The 20,602-nt window shown below is 63.4% G+C and carries 24 protein-coding genes and 1 tRNA gene; 14 read left to right on the top strand and 11 right to left on the bottom strand.

Translation table 11 applies throughout. The features are described 5' to 3' along the window. Positions 1-17: 17 nt before the first annotated feature. From Q0897_RS05920 to Q0897_RS05910, 3 genes are read left to right on the top strand one after another with little or no spacing between them, the layout of a single operon-like run. Entirely contained in the window at positions 18-581 is a 564-nt protein-coding gene (locus Q0897_RS05920) for a 2Fe-2S iron-sulfur cluster-binding protein (RefSeq protein ID WP_299308214.1), read from the top strand. Further along, positions 578-1,576 (top strand): xanthine dehydrogenase family protein subunit M, encoded by a 999-nt coding sequence (locus tag Q0897_RS05915; protein ID WP_299308213.1) that lies wholly within the window; start codon positions 578-580, stop codon positions 1,574-1,576. Before Q0897_RS05920 ends, Q0897_RS05915 begins: the two co-directional genes overlap by 4 nt. Further along, the gene (locus tag Q0897_RS05910; RefSeq protein WP_299308212.1) at positions 1,573-3,762 is read left to right on the top strand and encodes a xanthine dehydrogenase family protein molybdopterin-binding subunit; all 2,190 of its coding nucleotides are present in this window, start codon (positions 1,573-1,575) and stop codon (positions 3,760-3,762) included. Before Q0897_RS05915 ends, Q0897_RS05910 begins: the two co-directional genes overlap by 4 nt. On the opposite strand, the gene Q0897_RS05905 is transcribed toward Q0897_RS05910, so the two are convergent. Together Q0897_RS05905 and Q0897_RS05900 are read right to left on the bottom strand one after the other, a co-directional pair. Then, complete coding sequence (locus Q0897_RS05905) at positions 3,759-4,361, bottom strand: nucleotidyltransferase family protein (protein WP_299308211.1); 603 nt, start codon at positions 4,359-4,361, stop codon at positions 3,759-3,761. The two genes, Q0897_RS05910 and Q0897_RS05905, sit on opposite strands and share 4 nt — an antisense overlap. After that, positions 4,358-5,251 carry an XdhC family protein gene (locus Q0897_RS05900; protein ID WP_299308210.1) on the bottom strand — a complete coding sequence of 298 codons (894 nt, stop codon included), beginning with the start codon at positions 5,249-5,251 and terminating at the stop codon, positions 4,358-4,360. The genes Q0897_RS05905 and Q0897_RS05900 overlap by 4 nt, the downstream gene beginning before the upstream one ends. A gap of 67 nt (positions 5,252-5,318) precedes the next feature. Between Q0897_RS05900 and yghU the strand changes: the two genes are divergently transcribed. Together yghU and Q0897_RS05890 are read left to right on the top strand one after the other, a co-directional pair. Next, a complete protein-coding gene (gene yghU / locus Q0897_RS05895) occupies positions 5,319-6,161 on the top strand; it encodes a glutathione-dependent disulfide-bond oxidoreductase (RefSeq protein WP_299308209.1) in 843 nt (280 codons plus the stop codon). 274 nt (positions 6,162-6,435) lie between these two features. Next, complete coding sequence (locus tag Q0897_RS05890; RefSeq protein WP_299308208.1) at positions 6,436-7,761, top strand: GntP family permease; 1,326 nt, start codon at positions 6,436-6,438, stop codon at positions 7,759-7,761. Positions 7,762-7,782: 21 nt separating this feature from the next. Here Q0897_RS05890 and dcd read toward each other — a convergent pair whose 3' ends face one another. The 4 genes from dcd to Q0897_RS05870 form a co-directional block, all read right to left on the bottom strand. After that, positions 7,783-8,337 (bottom strand): dCTP deaminase, encoded by a 555-nt coding sequence (dcd, locus tag Q0897_RS05885; RefSeq protein ID WP_299308206.1) that lies wholly within the window; start codon positions 8,335-8,337, stop codon positions 7,783-7,785. Positions 8,338-8,416: 79 nt separating this feature from the next. After that, entirely contained in the window at positions 8,417-9,112 is a 696-nt protein-coding gene (locus Q0897_RS05880) for a glycoside hydrolase family 25 protein (protein WP_299308205.1), read from the bottom strand. A gap of 7 nt (positions 9,113-9,119) precedes the next feature. Then, a complete protein-coding gene (locus tag Q0897_RS05875; RefSeq protein WP_299308204.1) occupies positions 9,120-9,602 on the bottom strand; it encodes a UPF0262 family protein in 483 nt (160 codons plus the stop codon). 50 nt (positions 9,603-9,652) lie between these two features. Beyond that, a complete protein-coding gene (locus Q0897_RS05870; RefSeq protein ID WP_299308203.1) occupies positions 9,653-10,189 on the bottom strand; it encodes a molybdenum cofactor guanylyltransferase in 537 nt (178 codons plus the stop codon). Positions 10,190-10,341: 152 nt separating this feature from the next. Here Q0897_RS05870 and Q0897_RS05865 point away from each other — a divergent pair, with 152 nt between their 5' ends. Beyond that, the gene (locus Q0897_RS05865) at positions 10,342-11,013 is read left to right on the top strand and encodes a glutathione S-transferase family protein (protein WP_202083318.1); all 672 of its coding nucleotides are present in this window, start codon (positions 10,342-10,344) and stop codon (positions 11,011-11,013) included. A gap of 26 nt (positions 11,014-11,039) precedes the next feature. Here Q0897_RS05865 and Q0897_RS05860 read toward each other — a convergent pair whose 3' ends face one another. Further along, entirely contained in the window at positions 11,040-12,032 is a 993-nt protein-coding gene (locus Q0897_RS05860; RefSeq protein ID WP_299308202.1) for a complex I NDUFA9 subunit family protein, read from the bottom strand. A 236-nt stretch (positions 12,033-12,268) separates the two neighbouring features. On the opposite strand from Q0897_RS05860, the gene Q0897_RS05855 reads away from it, so the two are divergent. Together Q0897_RS05855 and Q0897_RS05850 are read left to right on the top strand one after the other, a co-directional pair. Beyond that, a tRNA-Leu gene (locus Q0897_RS05855) sits at positions 12,269-12,355 on the top strand. Positions 12,356-12,520: 165 nt separating this feature from the next. After that, positions 12,521-13,744 carry an integrase arm-type DNA-binding domain-containing protein gene (locus tag Q0897_RS05850; protein ID WP_299308201.1) on the top strand — a complete coding sequence of 408 codons (1,224 nt, stop codon included), beginning with the start codon at positions 12,521-12,523 and terminating at the stop codon, positions 13,742-13,744. A 136-nt stretch (positions 13,745-13,880) separates the two neighbouring features. Here the strand turns inward: Q0897_RS05850 and Q0897_RS05845 are convergent, their stop codons facing one another. From Q0897_RS05845 to Q0897_RS05835, 3 genes are all read right to left on the bottom strand, one after another. After that, complete coding sequence (locus Q0897_RS05845; protein ID WP_299308199.1) at positions 13,881-14,075, bottom strand: hypothetical protein; 195 nt, start codon at positions 14,073-14,075, stop codon at positions 13,881-13,883. After that, the gene (locus Q0897_RS05840) at positions 14,066-14,575 is read right to left on the bottom strand and encodes a thermonuclease family protein (RefSeq protein ID WP_299308197.1); all 510 of its coding nucleotides are present in this window, start codon (positions 14,573-14,575) and stop codon (positions 14,066-14,068) included. Before Q0897_RS05840 ends, Q0897_RS05845 begins: the two co-directional genes overlap by 10 nt. 105 nt (positions 14,576-14,680) lie before the next feature. Then, positions 14,681-15,265, bottom strand: coding sequence for a lytic transglycosylase domain-containing protein (locus Q0897_RS05835; protein ID WP_299308627.1), 585 nt, complete (start codon positions 15,263-15,265; stop codon positions 14,681-14,683). Positions 15,266-15,611: 346 nt separating this feature from the next. Here Q0897_RS05835 and Q0897_RS05830 point away from each other — a divergent pair, with 346 nt between their 5' ends. From Q0897_RS05830 to Q0897_RS05820, 3 genes are all read left to right on the top strand, one after another. Further along, positions 15,612-16,103: a hypothetical protein gene (locus Q0897_RS05830; protein WP_299308195.1), complete on the top strand. Its 492-nt coding sequence runs from the start codon at positions 15,612-15,614 to the stop codon at positions 16,101-16,103. Continuing rightward, positions 16,096-16,311 carry an AlpA family transcriptional regulator gene (locus Q0897_RS05825; RefSeq protein WP_299308193.1) on the top strand — a complete coding sequence of 72 codons (216 nt, stop codon included), beginning with the start codon at positions 16,096-16,098 and terminating at the stop codon, positions 16,309-16,311. Before Q0897_RS05830 ends, Q0897_RS05825 begins: the two co-directional genes overlap by 8 nt. A 106-nt stretch (positions 16,312-16,417) precedes the next feature. Next, positions 16,418-16,741: a YnfA family protein gene (locus Q0897_RS05820; RefSeq protein ID WP_299308192.1), complete on the top strand. Its 324-nt coding sequence runs from the start codon at positions 16,418-16,420 to the stop codon at positions 16,739-16,741. Here the strand turns inward: Q0897_RS05820 and Q0897_RS05815 are convergent. Continuing rightward, positions 16,713-17,138 carry a helix-turn-helix domain-containing protein gene (locus tag Q0897_RS05815; protein ID WP_299308190.1) on the bottom strand — a complete coding sequence of 142 codons (426 nt, stop codon included), beginning with the start codon at positions 17,136-17,138 and terminating at the stop codon, positions 16,713-16,715. The two genes, Q0897_RS05820 and Q0897_RS05815, sit on opposite strands and share 29 nt — an antisense overlap. 80 nt (positions 17,139-17,218) lie before the next feature. Between Q0897_RS05815 and Q0897_RS05810 the strand changes: the two genes are divergently transcribed. Genes Q0897_RS05810 through Q0897_RS05800 form a run of 3 tightly spaced genes read left to right on the top strand, consistent with a single transcriptional unit; the run spans position 17,219 to position 20,213 of the window. After that, the gene (locus tag Q0897_RS05810; RefSeq protein WP_299308188.1) at positions 17,219-17,839 is read left to right on the top strand and encodes a cation transporter; all 621 of its coding nucleotides are present in this window, start codon (positions 17,219-17,221) and stop codon (positions 17,837-17,839) included. Beyond that, positions 17,832-18,191 (top strand): DUF3703 domain-containing protein, encoded by a 360-nt coding sequence (locus Q0897_RS05805; RefSeq protein WP_299308187.1) that lies wholly within the window; start codon positions 17,832-17,834, stop codon positions 18,189-18,191. The genes Q0897_RS05810 and Q0897_RS05805 overlap by 8 nt, the downstream gene beginning before the upstream one ends. A 45-nt stretch (positions 18,192-18,236) precedes the next feature. Further along, on the top strand, positions 18,237-20,213 hold the full coding sequence (locus Q0897_RS05800; protein WP_299308186.1) for a TonB-dependent receptor: 1,977 nt from the start codon (positions 18,237-18,239) through the stop codon (positions 20,211-20,213). Positions 20,214-20,602 lie beyond the last annotated feature (389 nt).

Here is a 20,602-nt window from a genome sequence, read left to right as displayed (position 1 = left end):
GAACACTATGACCGTTCATGCGCTTAACGGGCAGGAACCGGGAGCCATCGAACGTGAAAACCAAGCTTATCATCAACGGACAGGATCGCGCGCTCGACGCCGATCCGCGTGTCACACTGCTCGACGCGCTGCGCAATCATCTGGGGCTTCCCGGGGCGAAGAAAGGGTGCGACCACGGGCAATGCGGCGCGTGCACCGTCATCGTGAACGGGCGGCGCGTGAACAGCTGCCTGACGCTGGCCTGCATGCATGACGGCGATGCCGTCACCACGATCGAGGGGATCGGCATGGCCGACGATCTCGATCCCCTGCAACAGGCGTTCGTGCGGCACGACGGCTATCAATGCGGCTATTGCACGCCGGGTCAGATCTGTTCCGCGCGCGCCATGCTGGACGAGGCGGAGGCCGGCTGGCCCAGCTTCGTCAGCGAGGAGATGGATGGCGCCATCGACCTCTCCCAATTGTCGGACGAGGAGATTTCGGAGCGGATGAGCGGCAATATCTGTCGCTGCTCCGCCTATTCCAACATCGTCGATGCCATCCGCGAGATCGCGCACGAAAAACAGGGAGCATCGGCATGAGGCCGTTCGAATATCAACGCTGCGACACCGTCACCGACGCGCGGCAGGCCGGCGCGGGCGGATCGCGCTTCATCGCGGGGGGCACCAACCTGCTCGACCTCATGAAGCTGCAGATCGAGACGCCGCAGGATCTGGCCGACATCAACCGCATCGGGCTCGACACGATTGACGAGACAGACGAGGGCGGCCTGCGCATCGGCGCGCTGGTCCGCAACTCCGATTGTGCGGCGGATGCGCGCATCCTGCGCGATTATCCCGTGCTCGCCCGCGCGATCCTTGCCGGGGCGAGCGGCCAGTTGCGCAACCGCGCCACCACCGGCGGCAATTTGTGTCAGCGTACGCGGTGCAGCTATTTCTACGACACGGCGATGCCGTGCAACAAGCGCGAGCCGGGCACCGGTTGCGGCGCGCGTGGCGGGCAAAACCGCAACATGGCCGTTCTGGGCACGAGCGAGCATTGCATCGCGACCTATCCCGGCGACATGGCGGTGGCGATGTATGCATTGGACGCGACGGTGGAGATACAGGCCGCCGACGGGGGCACGCGCCTCCTGCCCGTGCGGCAGTTTCATCGCCTGCCAGGCGACACGCCCGAACGCGACAACGAACTGGACGAGGGCGAGCTCATTACTGCCGTCCTCCTGCCGAAACCGGTGGGCGGAAAGCACGGCTATCGCAAGGCGCGCGACCGGGCGTCCTACGCCTTTGCGCTGGTGTCGCTCGCCTCCGTGGTCGAGGTCTCGGACGGCAAGATCGCCCGTGCCGATCTCGCGTTCGGCTCGCTCGGCACCCGGCCATGGCACGATCCGCGCTTGGAGCAGCTGCTCGTCGGTGAGGAACCGTCAAAGGCGCTGTTCGAAAAAGCCGCCGACACGCTGCTCGCCGAGGCAAAGGGCTTTGGCGGCAATGATTTCAAGATACCGCTCGCCCGTCGCATGCTGATCGCGACGCTCGCCGATGCGACAGGGCTTAACGCCGCAGGAGAACCGGCATGACCGAGACCAGAACGATGGACCGGCCCGACCGGCGCAATATCCTCGACGAGGCGGCGCAGGGCGTCATCGGCACGCCGATGGACCGGCCCGAAGGCAAGTTGAAGGTCAGCGGCACCGCGACCTATGCCCATGAATACAACCTGCCCGGCACGGCGTTTGGCGTGCTGGTGCGCGCGACCGTGCCGTCGGGCCGGCTCGCCCATGTGAACGAAACGTCGGTGGCGGATATCGAAGGCATTCTGGGCGTGTATTCGGATGAGCGTTTCCTGCGCAATCCGGCACAGGGCGGCGCGAACGAGGCGCCGGTACAGGGCACCGACATCGACTATTTCGGGCAGGCGGTCGCGCTCGTCGTCGCAGAGACGTTCGAGGCGGCCCGTGATGGTGCGACCCGGATTCAGCTCCGGCTCGACGCGGATGACGACGGCGTTTTCGACCCCGCATCCTCCCCGCCCGAAGCCCAGCCGGACGAGGCGGTGGACCAGGGCGATCTGTCCGCCGCGATGGCGGATGCCGCGCACAGCATCGACGTGACCTATACCACGCCCGGCCACAACAGCGCGGCGATGGAGCCGCATTGCTCCGTCGCGGAATGGCAGGACGGGAACCTGATCCTGCGCGGCAGTTACCAGATGCTGAAATACAACCGGAACGAGATTGCCGACGCGATCGGCATCGATCCGGCCAAGGTGCGCATTCTGTCACCCTATGTCGGTGGCGGTTTCGGATCGAAGCTGGGCATCGCGCCGGAGGCGGTCGCCGCCGCCATCGCGGCCAAGGCGCTGAACCGTCCGGTTTGCGTCGCATTGACGCGGCAGCAGGTGTTCGAAAACGTCATGCGCCGTTCGGAATCGAAGCAGCGCGTGCGGCTCGCCGCCGACAAGGATGGCAAGCTGTCGGGCCTCGGTCATGAGGCGTGGGTGTCGAACCTGCCGGAGGAAAGCTTTGCCGAGCCGGTGCTGCAGGCGACGCATTTCCTGTATGGCGGCGACAGTCGCAAGCTCGATCTCTACCTCCACCGCGTCAATCGCATCTGCGCCGGCTCCGTCCGTGCGCCGGGTGAGGCGATCGGGATGCAGATACTCGAAAACGCGATGGACGAGCTTGCCCACGAGGCGGGCATCGATCCGGTCGAGCTGCGCATCCGCAACATCCCGGACATGCACCCGGAAAAGGACATCCCCTATACCTCGCGCAAGATGGAAGAGGCGCTGCGTACCGGGGCCGAGGCGTTCGGATGGGACAAGCGGCCCGCAAAACCCGCGACCCGGCGGGAGGGCGAATGGCTCGTCGGCATGGGCATGGCGACCGCGGCCCGCATCAACATGTTGCAGGCGTCAGAGGCGCGCGTCACGTTGAAGGCCGACGGGACCGCGATTGTCGAAACCGACATGACCGACATCGGCACCGGCACCTATTCCATCCTGACGCAGATTGCGGCGGAGATGCTGGGCCTGCCGAGCGAGCGGGTCACGACGATCCTCGGCGATACGGACCTTCCGCCCGCGGCCGGTTCGGGCGGATCGTGGGGCGCGGCGTCGTCCGGCTCCTCCGTCTTCGTCGCGTGCGAGGAAATCCGCGAAAGGATCGCCGAACGGCTGGATTGCAAGCCTGACGAACTCACGCTGAAGGACGGGCAGGCAATCTGCGGCAATCGTTCGACACCGCTCGCCGACCTGCTCGACAGCGACATCTGCGTCGAGGGGCGTATCGAAAGCGGGAAGCTGTCCCAAAAGGTGCAGAGTGCCACCTATGGCGCGCATTTCGCGGAGGTCGCGGTCAATGCCGTCACCGGCGAAACCCGCGTGCGCCGGATGCTAGGCGTGTTCGGTTGCGGGCGCATCCTCAATGAAAAGACCGCTCGCTCGCAATGCATCGGCGGCATGACCTGGGGCATGGGAATTGCGCTGCACGAAGATCTCATGTTCGACCTTCGCGATGGGCATCTGACCAATCGCGATCTGGCCGAATATCACGTGCCGGTGAACCTCGACGTGCCGCAGCAGGACGTGATCTTCATCGACGAACGCGACGGCGAATCGAGTCCCATCCAGGCGAAGGGTATTGGCGAGCTTGGCATTTGCGGCGCGGCGGCGGCGATCACCAATGCGATTTTCAATGCAACGGGCGTGCGCGTGCGCGACTATCCGGCCACGCTGGACAAGATTATCGCCGAAATGGCCTAATCCGGCGAGCGTTCGGGAGTAGCAGCGGCCAGATCCGCGGGGGTGTCGATGTCGATCGCCTCCGCGGGCGAAAGCGGCAGGGTCACGACGGCGTGGGCGGGATCGCGCAGCAGCGTGCGCGCGCCCGTATCGCCCTCCGCCCCGGCGAGCCGCGCGAACCAGTCGCACCCGAAAATCGCCGGCGGGCCGGGCGGCATTTCGTCCGGGCGCGCCGCGACCAGAGCATCGCCGCGATCGGGACCGGCGCGGAGCAGCGCGGCAATCGTTTCGGGCGATATGCGCGGCATGTCGCCCAGCGTGACGAGCAGGAAACGCGCATTGCTATCGGCGGCATATTGCGCTGCGAGGGCAAGCGAATGGCCCATCCCGCGTTCCGGCGCCGTATTGCGGATGACGGCCACATCGGCCCGATCCCACGTCTCCACCCGCGAGGGGTTCAGCACGACCGCGCGCCCGGCAAAGGCAAAGCCGTCAAGCGCGGCCATGCTCGCGTCCAGCACGCACGTCCCCATGATCTGCGCCGACAGCTTGTCCCCGCCGAACCGCCGCGACAATCCCGCGGCCAGCGTCACGGCGACCACGTGCCCGGATGCGATCACGCGGAACCTGCGCGTTTCTCGATTCGTTCGTATTCGGCGACGATCTCGGCGAGCACCGATAGCGCCAGCACCGCCGGGTCGCGTGCCTGCGCAATCAGGCCCACCGGCCCGTGCATCCGGCCCATGGCGCCGGGTTCCAGCCCGCAGCTTTCAAAGAAAAGCGCGCGTTCCTCCCGCGCGGCACGGCCACCCTGCGCCCCGACATAGAACGCCGACCCGCGCAGCGCCCATGGCAGGATCGCGCGCTCCCATTCATGGTCGTGGAACAGCACCACGACCGCCGTCCAGGGATCGAGCGGAACCTGCGGCGCCTGGCCGAGCGAGAGGCCCGCCCCGTCCTCCCCATGCGGGCGGAGCGAGACCGTCGCCGCGCCGAATGTCGCTGCCTGTCGCTCGAACGCGGAAAGCTCCGGCCCGGTGCCGACCGCCACGATCCGCAATTCGGGGATATAGTCGCGATCGCCTGCACCGCATGGCAGGGGGATCCGCGCCGTCCGCCTTTCGTCGAGCCGGGCGACGGCGCGGGACAGCATCGCGCGGTCGGGGGCCGGATCGACGCAGATGGCGATCCGCGATCCGCACGGCAGGCGCAGATCCATCGCATCGCCCGCCCCGCCGAAATACAGCACGCGCGGCGGCCCACCCTGCGCTGCGGCATCGATGAGCGCGGCCTCAAGGCAACCGTCCGCCATGCTGCCGACGACGCTGCCATCGGGCCTCACGCAAAGCTGCGCACCGAGGCGGCGGGAGAAGCTGCCGTCGATCGCGACAATGGTGCAGAGCGCCCCCCCGGTGGTGGCGGCGCGCAGGGCGGCGTTGTCGTTATGCGGAAATTCGGGAACGGAAATGGTGCAATCTCGCTCAAGCTGCAAGGCCGGGTACGGGCGCATGATGGGCCAACCGGCGCGGGGACGGATCGTTTCCCGAACTGCATAGCGACAGGAGCATAAAGACACCATGACCGACCAGTATACACCGCCCGAAGTGTGGACATGGGACAAGGAAAACGGCGGCACGTTCGGCGCGGTCAATCGCCCGACGGCGGGCGCGCGGACCGAACGCGAACTGCCCACGGGCGACCACCCGTTTCAGCTTTATTCCCAAGGCACCCCCAACGGGCAGAAGGTGACGATCATGTTCGAGGAACTGCTCGCCGCCGGGATGCAGTCCGAATATGACGCATGGCCGATCCGCATCATGGAAGGCGACCAGTTTTCGAGCGGTTTCGTCGCCATCAATCCCAATTCGAAGATTCCCGCGCTCGTCGACCGCAGCGGCGCCGAACCGATCCGCATTTTCGAATCGGGCGCGATCCTGATGCATCTGGCCGAGAAATTCGGGATGCTCCTGCCCAGCGAGACCAAAGCACGGGCGGAGACATTGTCCTGGCTGTTCTGGCAAATGGGCAGCGCGCCTTATCTGGGCGGCGGATTCGGCCATTTCTATGCCTATGCGCCGGTGAAGATCGAATATGCCATCGACCGTTTCGCGATGGAGGCGAAGCGGCAGCTCGACGTGTTGAACCGCAATCTCGCCACCCGCGAATATCTGGCGGGCAACGAATATTCGATCGCCGATATCGCGACCTGGCCATGGTATGGCGCGCTCGTCATGGGGAAGGCGTATGACGCGGGCACGTTCCTCCAGGTCGAGGAATACGAGCATGTCCGACGCTGGGCCAGGATGATCGGGGAGCGCAAGGCGGTGCGCCGCGGCCGGCTCGTCAACGATGTGAGCGACCGCGTCGGCGGCATCGCGGAGCGGCACGAGGCGGCCGATCTCGACGCACTCGATATCTAGGCGTCGATATGGGTGAGCGGGCAAAATGGCCTTGCACCGCTTACGCTCTACCAAACCTGATGACGGAGTGACCGGACCCTTATGGAGCCGGACACCCCTTCTACGCTTATGTCCGGATAAGAGCGATGGTCGGTGCGGTGACACTGGCCATCCATCCCGAAATTCGCCGGCGAATTGGGCGTGACATGCCCATCGCTGGCAAAACCCCCTCGACGCGAACGGCCCGATTGGCGACAAGGTGGCAAAGCACAAGAGGTGAGGGGGCTTTGAAGACATGCTGAGCTGGATCGGGCTGATCGGCGGGCTGGCGCTGCTGATCTGGATGACGGTGCGGGGTATCGACATTCTGATCGCGGGGCCGGTCGCCGCCTTTGTCGTGGCGGTGACGGCGGGGCTGCCGCTGTTGCCGCCGCTCGCCGGCTTGCTGCCAGGCGGTGAGGCGGCGCCCGATTTCGCCAGCAGCTACATGGCCGGATTTGCAAGCTTTCTCGCCGACTGGTTCTTCATGTTCCTGTTGGGCGCGATATTCGGCGAGGTGATGGCCGCGTCCGGGGCGGCCACATCGGTCGCGCGGGCGATCACACGCCGCCTCGGTAGCCGCTATGCGCTGGCGGCGACGGTGCTGGCCTGCGCCGTGCTGACCTATGGCGGGGTGAGCGTGTTCATCGTGGCCTTCGCGGTCTACGGCCTCGCCGTCGAACTCTTTCGGGAGGCGGACCTGCCGCGCCGTTTCATCCCCGGCGCGCTGGCGTTCGGGTCGGTGACCTTCACGATGACGAGCGCCGGATCGCCGGAAATCCAGAATCTCATTCCCATGCCCTTCCTCGGCACCAATGCCTATGCCGGGTGGCAGGTCAGCATCGTCGTCGCCGCGTTCATGGCGGTGCTCGGCTATGCGTGGATCGCGCGGATGGTGCGCCATGCCGTCGCCGGGGGCGAGCGTTTCGTCACCCGCGCGACCGATGCCGATTTTGCCGTGGATACGCGCCTGCCGTCGCCGTGGATGGCGATGCTGCCGCTCGTCGGCGTGCTGGGCGTGTTTCTGCTGACGCAGGACCTGGGCAAATGGGCGCTGGTCGCCGCGCTTCTGACCGGGGTGGCGCTCGCCTGCATGGTGGGATGGGCGCAGCGGGGGGAGTTTGCCGCCGTGTTCTCCCGCGGGGCGACCGGCGCGGTCGTGGCGATCACCAATACCTGTGCCGTCGTCGGGTTCGGGTCGGTCGCGAAACTGTCGCCCGCCTTTGCCGATGCGCTCGCCGCGGTGCAGGATATTCCGGGAAGCCCGCTCATCGGTGCCGCCGTTGCGGTGACGGTGATTGCCGGCCTCACGGGGAGCGCGTCGGGCGGGCAGACGATCGCCCTGCCGCTGATCGCGCCGCACTATCTCGCTGCGGGGGCGGACCCGGCGGAGTTGCACCGGACCGTGGCGATCGCGTCGGGCGCGCTCGATAGCCTGCCGCACAATGGTTATGTCGTGACGACGATCCGCGCGGTGTGCGGCGAAACCCATGCCAGCGCCTATGCCGCGGTGGGGGCGACGACGGTGGTCGTGCCGGTGCTCGGCACGATCCTGGCGCTCGTGCTGTTTACCCTGTTCTGACCCTCGTGATCCGCGGCCGCGTCACAGCCGGGGCAGCGTCACCCCGCGCTGCCCCATATATTTGCCCGCGCGGTCGGCATAGCTGACCTCGCACGGCTCGTTCCCCTTAAGGAAGAGGAACTGGCACGCGCCCTCGTTCGCGTAGATCTTGGCCGGAAGCGGCGTGGTGTTCGAAAATTCGAGCGTCACATGCCCCTCCCAGCCGGGTTCGAGCGGGGTCACGTTCACGATGATCCCGCACCGCGCATAGGTCGATTTGCCGAGGCAGATGACCAGCACATCCTCCGGCACGCGGAAATATTCGACCGTGCGCGCAAGGGCAAAGCTGTTGGGCGGGATGACGCACACGTCCGTCTTGCGATCGACGAAGCTGTTGGCGGCGAAATCCTTGGGGTCGACCACGGCGGAATCGACATTGGTGAAGATCTTGAATTCATCCGCCACCCGCGCGTCATAGCCATAGGACGACAGGCCGTAGGATATGCACCCGTCGCGGCGCTGCGCCTCGGTGAACGGTTCGATCATTGCGCGGGTCTGCGCCTGTTCGCGTATCCAGCGGTCGGATTGTATCGCCATCCGGTATCCCTCTTGCCTCCACCCGTGTCGTCGGGTCGCCCGCGATGCCGCATCATCGCGCGCGGTGCAATCCGTTTGGCTATCGCGCGACGATCCAGCGCAGCGGAACATCCACCGGCCCCGTTTCGCGCGCATCGTTCGCGGTCCAGTAATCCCACGCCCGGCCGCCATATTCCGGCATCATCCAGTTGCGCGCCAGCCACAAGGGTCGCTGCGACCGCGCGGCAAAGCCATATTGCGCCTCGAATGCCTCATCCGGGGCGAGGATCGCGCGCTTGCCCGCATGCATCTCGATCTGGTTGAGGAAGGTGACGAGTTCCGCCTCCAGCGCGGCATCGCGCACGCGCGGTTCGCACGCCTCGCCATTGCCGCGCAGCACGACCGCAGGGGGCAGCAGGACCGACGCGCGCGGCACCAGCGTCACGAAATTCGCCGATTGCGCGTCGGCGCTGCGGCACGGATCGAAGATGTGCACCGCGCCGACCGACAGCCCGGCGGCAAGCGCTCGCTCCATCTCGCCCGAGGCGGCGGGATTGCGGCCATCGGCGCCGATGCTCGCCGTGACATAGGCGAAACGCGCGCCCAGGGTCGGGAGCGCCTCCATGCGGATGTCGCGCTCCGCTTCGCCGAGCCAGACGCCTTGCGAGGGATATTCGGACAGCTCCGGCGCCCAGTGCGACGCGCGCCACCACGCTGCCGCCCCGCCGATCAGCGCCAGCACGAGGACGACAAGCGCGACCATGCGCCAGATGCGCCGGGATTTGTGCCGGGCCATGCGCGCCTCAACCGCGGATGTGCAGCACGCAGATCAGCGTGAAAAGCCGGCGCGCGGTCGCAAAATCCGTTTCCACCTTGCCCTCGAGACGTTCGACCAGCAATTCCGCCGCGCGGTTGTGAACGCCGCGCCGGGCCATGTCGATGGTTTCGATTTCCTGCGTGCTGGCCTTGCGAATCGCCTGGTAATAGCTGTCGCAAATGGCGAAATAATCGCGGATCGGACGCCGGAACCGGGCCAGCCCGATGAGCAGCGTTTCGAGCAATGTTTCCGATTCGTCCGAAATCTCGATCGAGAGGCGCCCGTCCACCACGGACAGTTTCAGCCGGTACGGGCCAACATGCCCGTTGCCGAAGGCGCGCAACGGTTTGAAGCTGTTTTCCTCGATCAGGTCGAAGATCGCGATCCGGCGCTCCTGCTCGATATCGGGATTGCGCCACAATATCGTCGCTTCGTCCAGGGTGACGTCGATGATGCGGGGGTTGGCCATTATGACACAGCCATTGCAAATGCAGCGATGCGGCACAAGCGCCCGTGTCGCTACTCCACCGTCTTTGCAAGATCGGCGAGGTCGGCGGGCGTGTTGATATTGGCCGGCGGGCAGGGGACATCGACCATGCGCGCGCCCGACAATTGGGCGAGATGGACGAAACTGTTCCGCCCCGGTCCGGTCAGCAAGCGTTCGAGCACCGGCAACATCGCAACGGGCCAGAGCCCCACCACCGGCTGCGACGAAAGGCACGATGGCCCGGGCGAGAGCAGCGCGGGCGTGTCGGCAGGCAATCCCACGCTGTCCACCCCGCAGGCCAGCACCGCGCCATAACCGCCGTCGCGCGCATGGCGCAGCGCCCCCGCCAGCCCGCCGAGCGGACCCATGTCCCCCGCCGGCCAGTCGGCGACGGTGGGGGCGGGCGCCTCGGCCCGGCCCGCCACCACGACATCGCCGCACCACGCCCGCAATTGCCGCACCGCCCGGTCGATCAACGTTTCACCATCGAGCAAGGCCAGCGCCTTGTCGCTGCCGAAGCGGCGCGATTGCCCGCCGGCCAGCACACAACCCAGAAGCCTGTCCGCCATGATTCGCCATTTCCCCTGCGCAATGCCCGATATGCGGCCGGGCGGACCAATGGTCCCGGTCTTCGTTGTTGACGGATGCCATGCCATCGGGTCAATCCCTCCCGCATTGCATCGATGCTTTCACCCGACGCGAAAGGCGCAAGGCTCCTTCCATGTGGCAGCTCTACCAATTCCCCCTGTGTCCCTTCAGCCGCAAGCTGCGCCTGTTGATGAGCGAGAAGAACATCGCCTTCACGCTGGAGCGGGAGAACCCGTGGGACACGCGCGAGGCGTTCTATCTCATGAACCCGACGGGCCGCACCCCCGTCGTGCGGCATAGCGAGAAGGGCATCGTGCTCGCCGACAGCAAGGCAATCGCCGAATATTTCGAGGAAACGGTCGACAAGAACCCGATGATCAACGGCACGGCGACCGGGCGTGCGGAAATCCGCCGGCTGGTCGCGCTGTTCGATGAAAATTTCTATGGCGATGTGGTCGCGCCGCTCACGATGGAGCGGATGACGAAGCGCATCGTGTTGAAGGAGGCGCCGGATTCGCGGATCCTGCGCGCCGCGATGCGTCTATGCGACGAACATCTCGATTACGTCGATTACCTCATCGACAACCGCCCCTGGCTCGCCGGGCCGACGATGAGCCTCGCCGATCTCGCCGCCGCGGCGCAGATTTCGGTGGCGGACTATCTCGGCGGGATCAACTGGTCCGGGCACGAACAGGCCCGCAGCTGGTATTCCGTGTTCAAGAGCAGGCCGAGTTTTCAGCCGCTGCTCTCCGACCGGATGGAGGGGGTCCACCCGCCGCGCCATTATTCCGACGTCAACGCCTGAACGCGACGGCGGCGGCGGCGCGGCGTTCAGGCGCGCGTTTCGGTAAAGCGCCCGTGCTTGCGAAACCGGGTCATCCAGCGGTCGAGATAGAGCGTCATCGGGCGCGGCGTGACGCCGAGCGCATCCAGCCCCGGCTTCGTCCCGCTCGCCACATTGCCCTGCGCGAGCATCGCATATTGGTCCGCATTGATCGGCCCGCCGGGCAGCGCGCCCATCACCTTTGCCATCGTGCGCCCCACCGCGTCGGGGAGCGGCAGGAAGGTGGGATCGCGGCCCTGCGCCTGCGCGATGCGGCGATTGATTTCCAGCATGCTCAACCGTTCGGGGCCGGCAATTTCGTAGATCTTTCCGCCATGCACATCGCTGTCCTGCAACGCGGCCAGCACGGCGGCGGCGGCATCGTCGACGTAGAGCGGCTGCAACTCCGCCTCCGGCGCGAAGACGGGGAGGGCGGCGAATTTCGAGATCAGCCCGCCGAACATGTTGAGGAACTCATCCTCGCCGCCGAACAGGATCGAGGGGCGCAGGATCGTCGCATCGGGAAAGGCTTCGAGGACGGTGCGTTCGCCCACGCCCTTGCTGTGCTGATACGGGATCTGCGAATTTTCATCCGCGCCGATCGCCGACACGTGCACGAACGCCATCACGCCGGCCTCCCGCGCGATGTGCGCGACGCGGCCCGCGCCTTCGCCCTGGATCGCGTTGAGATCGCCTTCGAATGCACCGACGAGATTGACCACCGCATCCGCGCCCGACACCGCGGCGCGCACGCTGTCGGCATGGGTAATGTTACAGCGCGCGAATTGAATCTGTCCCAGATTCGCCAGCGGCTTGAGCGAATGGCTGCGTTCCGGGTTGCGGCTCGCGATGCGAAGGCGCGCGCCTGCAGAAAGGAGGTCCTGCGCGACATGGGTTCCGAAAAAACCGCTCCCGCCAATCAGCGTGACGAGCTTGCCCGAAAGCCGTGCCGGGTCTTTCGTCCCGGCATATCGCGTATCCGCAAAATTGGAGGACGCCATGCCCCACCCTTTCTCTGTCGATCGTTTGCCGCCCGCCGCGATGCAGGGGCGCTCAATTGCGGCCTGCTTTGGCACAGCGCGCGCCGGTTGGGCAAGCAGGCTGTGCAGGCGGGGGGATACAGGGTGCGGAAAAATTTGAATGCCGGCGCCATGATTGCGTTGACACCGCGGCGAAGGGCGGATAGTGGCGCCCTCCTACCCGCAAGACAGCGCTTCGGCTGATGACTTGCACCCGTGCCCAGATGGCGGAATTGGTAGACGCACCAGCTTCAGGTGCTGGCGCTCGCAAGGGCGTGGAGGTTCGAGTCCTCTTCTGGGCACCATTTGTTCTTCTCACGTTCTCCCAAATAATCTATAAAACCCGCAGAAATCCTAGGGATTTGGCCCTTGGATCGTTCCGGATCGTCCCGCCTGTTCTCGGGGGTTCCAGACACTTTTGTGGGCCTTTTGAGGCCGTTTCGCAAAGGCCCAGATGAAAAGGCCCCCACATGCCTCTGACAGATACTCGCCTCCGCGCTCTCAAGCCCAAGGATAAGCCGTACAAGGTAACCGACGAGCGCGGCCTATATGTTGAGGTCACGCCGACCGGCGGCAAACTTTGGCGATTCCGATACCGGATCGGCGGCGCGCAAAAGAAGCTCTGCATCGGCAGCTATCCAGACATCAGTCTCAAGCAAGCGCGAGACGAAGCCTACGAGGCACGACGAGCTGTTGTTTCAGGGGGCGACCCGGCCTTTGAGAAGCGGAAGCGGAAAATCCGCGCCGAGTTCCTTTCTGCACAGACGTTCGAGGCCGTCGCACGTGAGTATATTGAACAGATGATGGTCAAGAATGGCCGTGCCGATGGCACGATCGTCAAGGCCAATTATTTCCTCGACAAGCTTGCGCCTGCCATCGGGAACCGACCCATCCACGAGATCGAGCCGTTCGAAGTCCTGGCTCCCCTCAAACGGCTGGAAGCCACCGGTAAGCACGAGACTGCGAAGAAATGCCGCTCGTTCGCAGGCCGCGTGTTTCGCTACGGTGTTGCTACCACCCGCTGCAAATCCGATCCGACCAGTATGCTGAAGGGCGCTCTCGTAACGCCGAGAGCCACGCATTATGCAGCAATCCTCGAGCCCACCGAGCTTGGCGGGCTGCTGCGCGCAATCGACGACTTCACTGGCTACATGGTGACGAAGTTAGCTTTGCAGATAGCGCCGCATGTGTTCGTACGCCCCGGCGAACTCCGGCACGCCGAATGGCATGAGATCGACCTCGTCGATGGGGTCTGGAAGATCCCTGCCGGTAAAATGAAAGCGCGCCGAGCGCATGCCGTCCCGCTGTCCAAGCAGGTTAGAGGCTATCTCACTGATCTGGCCGAGATGCTCGGCCGCGAAGGATATGTTTTCCCATCTGCGCGCAGCTCCAAGCGTCCCATGAGTGAAAACACGCTCAATGCCGCATTCCGTCGCATGGGATACTCGAAAGAAGAAGTCACCGCGCACGGACTCCGGGCGACAGCATCGACATTCCTGAACGAGTCGGGCCTTTGGAATCCCGATGCGATCGAGCGAGCCTTGGCACATGGCGACAGCAATGTTGTGCGTGGCATCTACCATCGCGGCAAGCATTGGGACGAACGCGTGCGGATGGCTCAATGGTGGAGCGACTACCTCGATGAGCTGCGGACAGGAGGAAAGGTCATCATGGGGAAGTTTGCGAAGGGTTGATCGGGAGATCGAATTTCTTCTCAGCCAATGCAGGATTGAAGGCTCAGGATCAGCCCTATCAGGGACACTGACGCCAACACGGCGATCTCAATTCTGATGCCCCAGATCCGCAGCCAATTCCGCATCGTGCCGAGCCTCAGTTCGTAGAGTTTTGGTAGCTAAGTTGATCGAAGCGCTCAGCAACAGTCTTCCACGTTGCTATGCCTGCCTCGTCCCCTTCGTTGGATAGCCGCTGGATTTGCTGCGCGATATACGCGGTTCCCTCTTCGCCATGGTTCTTTTCGACCCAGAGTGCGACGGCCCACAATTCCTGATCGCGGTTCAGCGCCATGGTTCACGTCTCCCGGTCCAGGTTCGCGCCAGGCCTTCGCTGACCAGCTGATCGCCAAGCGAGCGGCCGCCGCGCGTTACAACCCGCAATTTGCGACCGTACTGATCCTCGTCTCTGCTACCGATGGTCCTCAGTTCAAAGGGCCCGCCATTCAGCAATTCGACAAGGCGGTGCGTCGCGCGCATGCCGAGCTGGTATTCATAGTCGCAACGTGGCTCGCTGATCTCGGGAGTGTCGATGTCGGCAATCCGGATCTTCACGCCATCAAGCCAGAAAGTATCTCCATCCACGACGCATGTGCGCCGGATGGATCCGCAGATGTCGAATTGTGGGGAGCTTGCTTGCTGGAATAAAGCCTGAGGCTGATGATCGTCGTTAGCAAGGCTGGCATCATGGACTGGCCAGTTGAGTGCCAGCATCCCTCCAGCAAATACGATCGCGAATGCTCCCAAACCCAACGCGATCTCCTTTCTCAGCTTCCGGCGCTTCTGTGCCTTCAACGCCTTGCGAAAGTCGAACGGCTCACCGGGGTCTCATTCACTGGCGTTGTCCGTCTTCATTCCGGCACATGATTTCAGACAATAGCCGGAAATCAGGTAGTTTCGTCAATTGTACGTACCAATTGCTTGCCAACGTCCCAACACAGACCGGACATATTGCGGCGTTTCACCATTGTTGGGAATGCCGCGTGATCGGGAGACGGCACCTGGGCCAGCATTGTAAGCAGCCAAGGCCAGGTGGACCGCGTCGAACCGGTCCAACATATCGCGAAGGTACCTGGCGCCACCGTCGATCGATGCAAGAGGGTCATGACGGTTCCGGACGCCCAGTTCTCTCGCCGTGGCCGGCATAAGCTGAGCCAGCCCGGCAGCACCGGCTGGACTCACAGCCATCGGATTGAAGCGGGACTCAGCCCAGATAAGAGCACGAAGCAGGTTGGTCGGAAGCCCGTACCGGCGTTCAGCCTCGGCTATCGCCGCCATATACAGGCCTTCCCGGTAGGATACGTTTGCTGGCCCGGCCTGGTAGATTGCAGGAAGATATTCCCTTGCCGGCTGCTGGTCCGTCTTCGGCGGAACGATCGCGTGCTCGAACAAGGTGAAATCCTGGGCGCGAACTTGCTGTGAGGAAGTCGCGATCATCCCCAGACAGGCGACCGCTAGCGCGGTCAGACAATTTAGGCAGTTCATCTCGACTTGTGCTCCATTGATTCGAATCGAAAGGGAACATAAAAAGAACATGTGCCTGTAGGAAATCGGGAACTGGATTTTGGGGCTGCCGACCAAGCGAAAAGCGACATCGGGTGGTGCGATGGACGGGATTCGCGCAGGTTGATCGCGGATCAGCGCCGACTGTGCCGAGTTTAGCGCGAAGCGTGCCGCGATGCGCGTGAACGCGACCGGAATTTGCGCGAATCACTGAAGGAAGCTGATTCGTTCCTTCCTCTATGTTCTCTAAATGTTCTTTTCGTTTTCCTACAGGCTTCCTTCGCGGTTAGCCCGAGAGTCGATCACATATGGAGATAAGGATTCGTCGATGACCAACATGGCGCTCTTTGCCGAACAACAGGTTCGCGCCGACCTCGCCCGGCTGCTTTTGGCAGCCGTCGATGCCAGCGGCCGTGCCCGCTGCGATATCTCGCGCGACGCGCAGATCCATAAAGACGCTTTACGCCGTATCCTCGCCGGCGAACGCTCGGCCAGCCTCGGTGAAGCCCTGCGCATTCTTGCTGCAAGCGGGGTTGCTCCTCATGCACACCTGCTCCTATTCCTCGTCAGTAGCGGCGATCATGCGATCGCTTGGCTGCAGTCTGACCTCGCGCAATTCTTCGAGGACTTTTCCGGAGAACTGCCTTCCGCGCTCGAGCGTGTCTTGGGCAACCAGGTACATGACGTGAAGCCGCGTTGGGCCAAGGGCACCGCGCATCGTGTCGCCCGCCTGCTTGCCGATCACATCGATGAGCTCGAACGCAAGGATGCGCTGCTTGGCGATGTCTTTGCCGGTGTCGAAGGAGGCCATCGTGGGTGAGGAAATCGACAAAGGAGCGACAGAGTCTCGCCGGGTGACGCGGCTCATTCGCTTGCCCGAGGTTCAGCACCGTGTCGGGCTTGGCCGTTCGACGATCTATCGCTGGATGGCCGAGGGCAAGTTTCCGAAGCCGGTACAGCTGGGCGGCTACGCGGTAGCGTGGTCGGAAATCGAAGTAGAAGCGTGGATCGCCGATAAGGTGAAATGACAGCAAGTGGGTCGATTGCTGAATGTCGTCATACGGTAGTCTGCGAGTGAAAACCCAAGAAAAGTTCTTCGTAGCGTTGTAGCTCTGGACCGATCATGCAGTGCACATGACCTATCTCGTCTATCTCGCCGCCGCCGTTGCGGAAATCGTCGGCTGCTTCGCCTTCTGGGCGTGGCTACGGCTTGATCGCTCGCCCCTCTGGCTCATGCCGGGTATTATGTCGCTATGCGTTTTCGCATGGTTGTTGACACTGGTCGATGCCGAACATGCCGGACGGACCTATGCGGCCTACGGCGGAATCTACATCCTGTCAGCCTTGGGATGGTTGTGGATCGCCGAGGGCATCAAGCCAGATCGGTGGGATCTGATCGGCGTTACCATATGCCTTTTTGGAGCCTCGATCATCCTCTGGGGTCCGAGACCCGGCTGATGGCACAGTTCTTTCCGCCCAGACTTTCGACGATCCGGCAGTCTCCGATCCGTTCACCCTCGCAGGCTCGCACCATTTCCTTGAGTTTATTGCTCAGCGCAGTCAGGTCCTCGATCTTGCGATCCACTTCAATGAGCTGATCGCGCACTAGTTGGTCCACATCTTGGCAGGGCTTATCGGCGTGATCGGAAAGGGCAAGCAGCTCACGCACCTGCGCCATGCTGAAGCCCAGCTCGCGCGCGCGCCGCACGAAAGTGAGCGTCGTCAAGTGGTCCTCTGAATAGTCGCGGTAGTTGCTATCGGTCCGATCCGCGGCGGGGAGAATGCCCTCACGCTCGTAATATCGGATAGTCTCCGCCTTCGTGCCGGTTGCTCGTGCCAGTTCTCCGATACGCATCGCCTGTTCTCCGGGCTTGACCTTGTAGTCGCTACAAGGTTCATATGTCCCTGCGACTCGAACGTTGCAAGGAGAGCGGCATGGGTAAATCCTGCTGCCAGACACCCGAACCGGACCAGCCAGCGCACAACAATCCGCGCTGGCGCATGATCCTGTGGATAGCGCTGATCGCGAACGCAGCCATGTTCGTGGTTGAAATCGTTGCGGGCGTCGCCGCCGATTCCCGCGCGCTACAGGCCGATGCGCTCGATTTCTTCGGCGATGCGGCCAACTACGCGATCAGTCTGGGTGTTGCCGGCCTGGCGCTTTCCTGGCGCGCAAAGGCGGCGCTGTTTAAGGCTGCGACCATGCTCGCTTTTGTTCTCTGGGTGGTCGGATACGCCCTCTATGGACTGATTGTAGGTGCCAACCCCGAACCGCAAACCATGGGGGTGATTGGCACGCTGGCGCTGATCGTGAACGTTATCGTGGCGCTGTTGCTGTTCCGCTATCGCGAGGGCGATGCAAACATGCGCTCGGTTTGGATCTGCTCGCGCAACGATGCGATCGGCAACATCGCCGTGCTGGGTGCGGCGCTGGGCGTTTTCGGCACCGGACAGGCCTGGCCTGACTTGCTCGTCGCAACCATCATGGCGGCGCTCGCGATCTGGGGCAGTGTGGAGGTCTTCGGGCAAGCTCGCCGGGAGCTGGCCCATGCCTGAGATCGCCAAAGACATATCCGCGTTTCTGTCCGAAGAATATCGCGTTGCCGAGGCCGCAACCCACGCAGGACAGATAGATCAGGCGTGGCACCATCTGGAACGAGCGCATGTCATTGCCCAGACCCGGCTTGTCCCGCACCTGCAATCGCATTGGAAGATGCTGCTTCTGGCGGCGCGAACGCGCGATGGGCGCGAAGCCTTTGGCCAGTTAGTCCGCCTTGCCCTCGCACCTCTCGGCAACCTCACCGGGCGGCTACCGATCGGAAACACGGGCCGCTCGAACGTGAGTGCCTTTGCGCGAATGAACATTCTTCCTGAACTCTCGGCGATCCTCGATCCGAAAACGGATTGACGGTCGACCCTCCCTCCCAGCGCTTTCCAATCTGAAAGACCAACAGTGAAAACAACATTCCGCACGTCCCTTTGCCTCGGCGTCGCCCCCTTCTTCCTGTTCTCAACTCCAGCCCTCGCGCAGGACATCGACGAGCAAGAACCTGTATCTGCCGAAGAAGACGAGGAGGATGATGTCATCATCGTCCAGGGCACGCGCAGCAACCGCCGCGTTCAGGACGAGCCGATCAGGGTGGAAGTCATCGCGGGCGAGGAGATCGAGGAAAAGGCGATCATGCGTCCGGGCAACATTGCCATGCTGGTCAACGAAACCGCCGGAGTGCGCGTGCAGGTGACCTCTCCTGCTCTGGGTGCTGCCAACATCCGTATCCAGGGCTTGGAAGGCCGCTACACCCAGCTGCTGGCTGACAACCTTCCGCTCTACGGCGGCCAATCCGCTTCGCTGGGCTTGCTGCAAATCCCGCCGACCGATCTGGGGCAGGTCGAGGTCATCAAGGGGTCGGCTTCGGCGCTTTACGGTGCTTCCGCGCTAGGCGGCGTGATCAATCTGATCTCGAAGCGCCCCGGTGACGAGTTCGAGGCCGAAGTGCTCGCCAATGCCACCACGCGCAATGGACAGGACCTGACCGCCTATGCTGCCGGGCCGATCAGCCCCAATGCCGGTCTCTCGCTCACGGCTGGCGCGCATCGCCAGAGCGGTCAGGATCTTGACGGCGACGGATGGCTCGACATGGCCGACTATGATCGCCTCACCGCTCGCCCGCGCTTCCAGTGGAACGGAAGCGACGGATCATCGATCTATCTCACTCTGGGCGCGATGACCGAGGAGCGGGTGGGCGGCACCTTGCCGGGCCGCACGGTGCCGTATGGGACGCCGTTCGCGCAGACACAGGACACCGAGCGTTTCGATGCGGGGCTGGTCGCCGAAACTCCGGTTTCGGATCTGGCGACACTCAATCTACGCGCTTCGGTAATGCGCCAGAACCACTTCCACCGCTACGGAGCAGTCGTCGAGGATGACCGTCACACGAGCCTGTTTGGCGAGGCATCTATCGCTGGCGAGAATGGCGCTACCTCATGGGTGGGCGGGATCGCCTTCCAGCAGGACGGTTTCCGGTCGGGCACATTTCCTGCTTTCGATTACACCTACGATGTGCCCGGCCTCTTCGCCCAGATCGAGCAGGAAGCCATGCTTGACCTGACGCTGGCAGCAAGCGCGCGGGTCGATTTCCACAACGAGTTCGGCACCCAGTTCAGCCCGCGTCTTTCGGCGCTATGCCGGCCTGGCAACTGGACCATTCGCGGCTCGTTCGGCGTCGGCTTCTTCGCCCCCACGCCGTTCGTGGACGAGATAGAGGCTGCAGGTCTTTCGCGCCTTGAGCCGTTGGGCGAGCTTAAAGCCGAGACTGCGCGCACCGCCTCGCTCGATGTCGGATACGCCGACGGACCTTGGGAGGCGAATGTTACATTGTTCGGTGCAAATATCGAGAATGCGACACGGCTGCGCGAGATCGCGCCTGACCGCGTCGAGCTGGTCAATATCGATGGCAGGACGCAGGTGCGCGGGACCGAGCTGTTGCTGCGCTTCAAGCAGGACGGCTTCACTGTGACGGGCAGCTATGTCTTTGTCGATGCGAGCGAGCCCGATCCTTCAGGCATTGGGCGAAGGGAAGTGCCTTTGACCCCAAGGCACACCGCCGGGCTGGTCGGCATGTGGGAAGAGCATGGAAGGGGCCGGATAGGTGTCGAAGCGTATTACACCGGCGGACAGGCACTGGAGGACAATCCCTATCGCAAGCGCTCACGGCCATATCTGCATCTCGGTATTCTGGGCGAGATCACGCTCGGCAAGGTCAGCCTGTTCGTTAACGCGGAGAACCTGCTCGATGTGCGCCAGACGAAGTATGACCCGCTGCTGCTCCCGCAACGCACACCGAGTGGGCAGTGGACTGTCGATGCCTGGGCGCCGTTAGAGGGCTTCATTCTGAACGGGGGAATCCGGCTGCGGTTCGGAGGTCACTAAGGCCCTAGTGGGAGCTTGATCGATCTGATCGGACAGATCGTGCGGTGGGGAGTTAGGGGCGGTTATCGAGCATAGATGCCATTCGCTATCATACATTCTCAGGCAGACGTTGAATGACTACAATGACGGCGCAAAGCAGGCCTCGTTCTCACTCGACGTTCAAGACGGTCAAGTGAATTTCAAGTCCCAAAAAAGCTATCGTGATGTTCGCCCAACCAATTGACGTGTAACGAAAATTCTGAAGCGCTTGGTGTCGAGGCTCGCGTCCCGGCCCGCATTAGCTCCCAATGTACCTTTGTCGAGGTCTGGAACTGGGCCGGTTGCGGACCGTCCGGTTCTAGATGAGCAAGCGCACAAAGCGGCCATTCGGCTTCCATACTCATCGTGGT

Origin of the sequence: uncultured Croceicoccus sp. (assembly GCF_947496385.1) — a bacterium.
GTDB lineage: Bacteria > Pseudomonadota > Alphaproteobacteria > Sphingomonadales > Sphingomonadaceae > Croceicoccus.
Note: the sequence above shows the minus strand (reverse complement) of the source record. Positions and strands in the feature narration are given on the sequence as shown.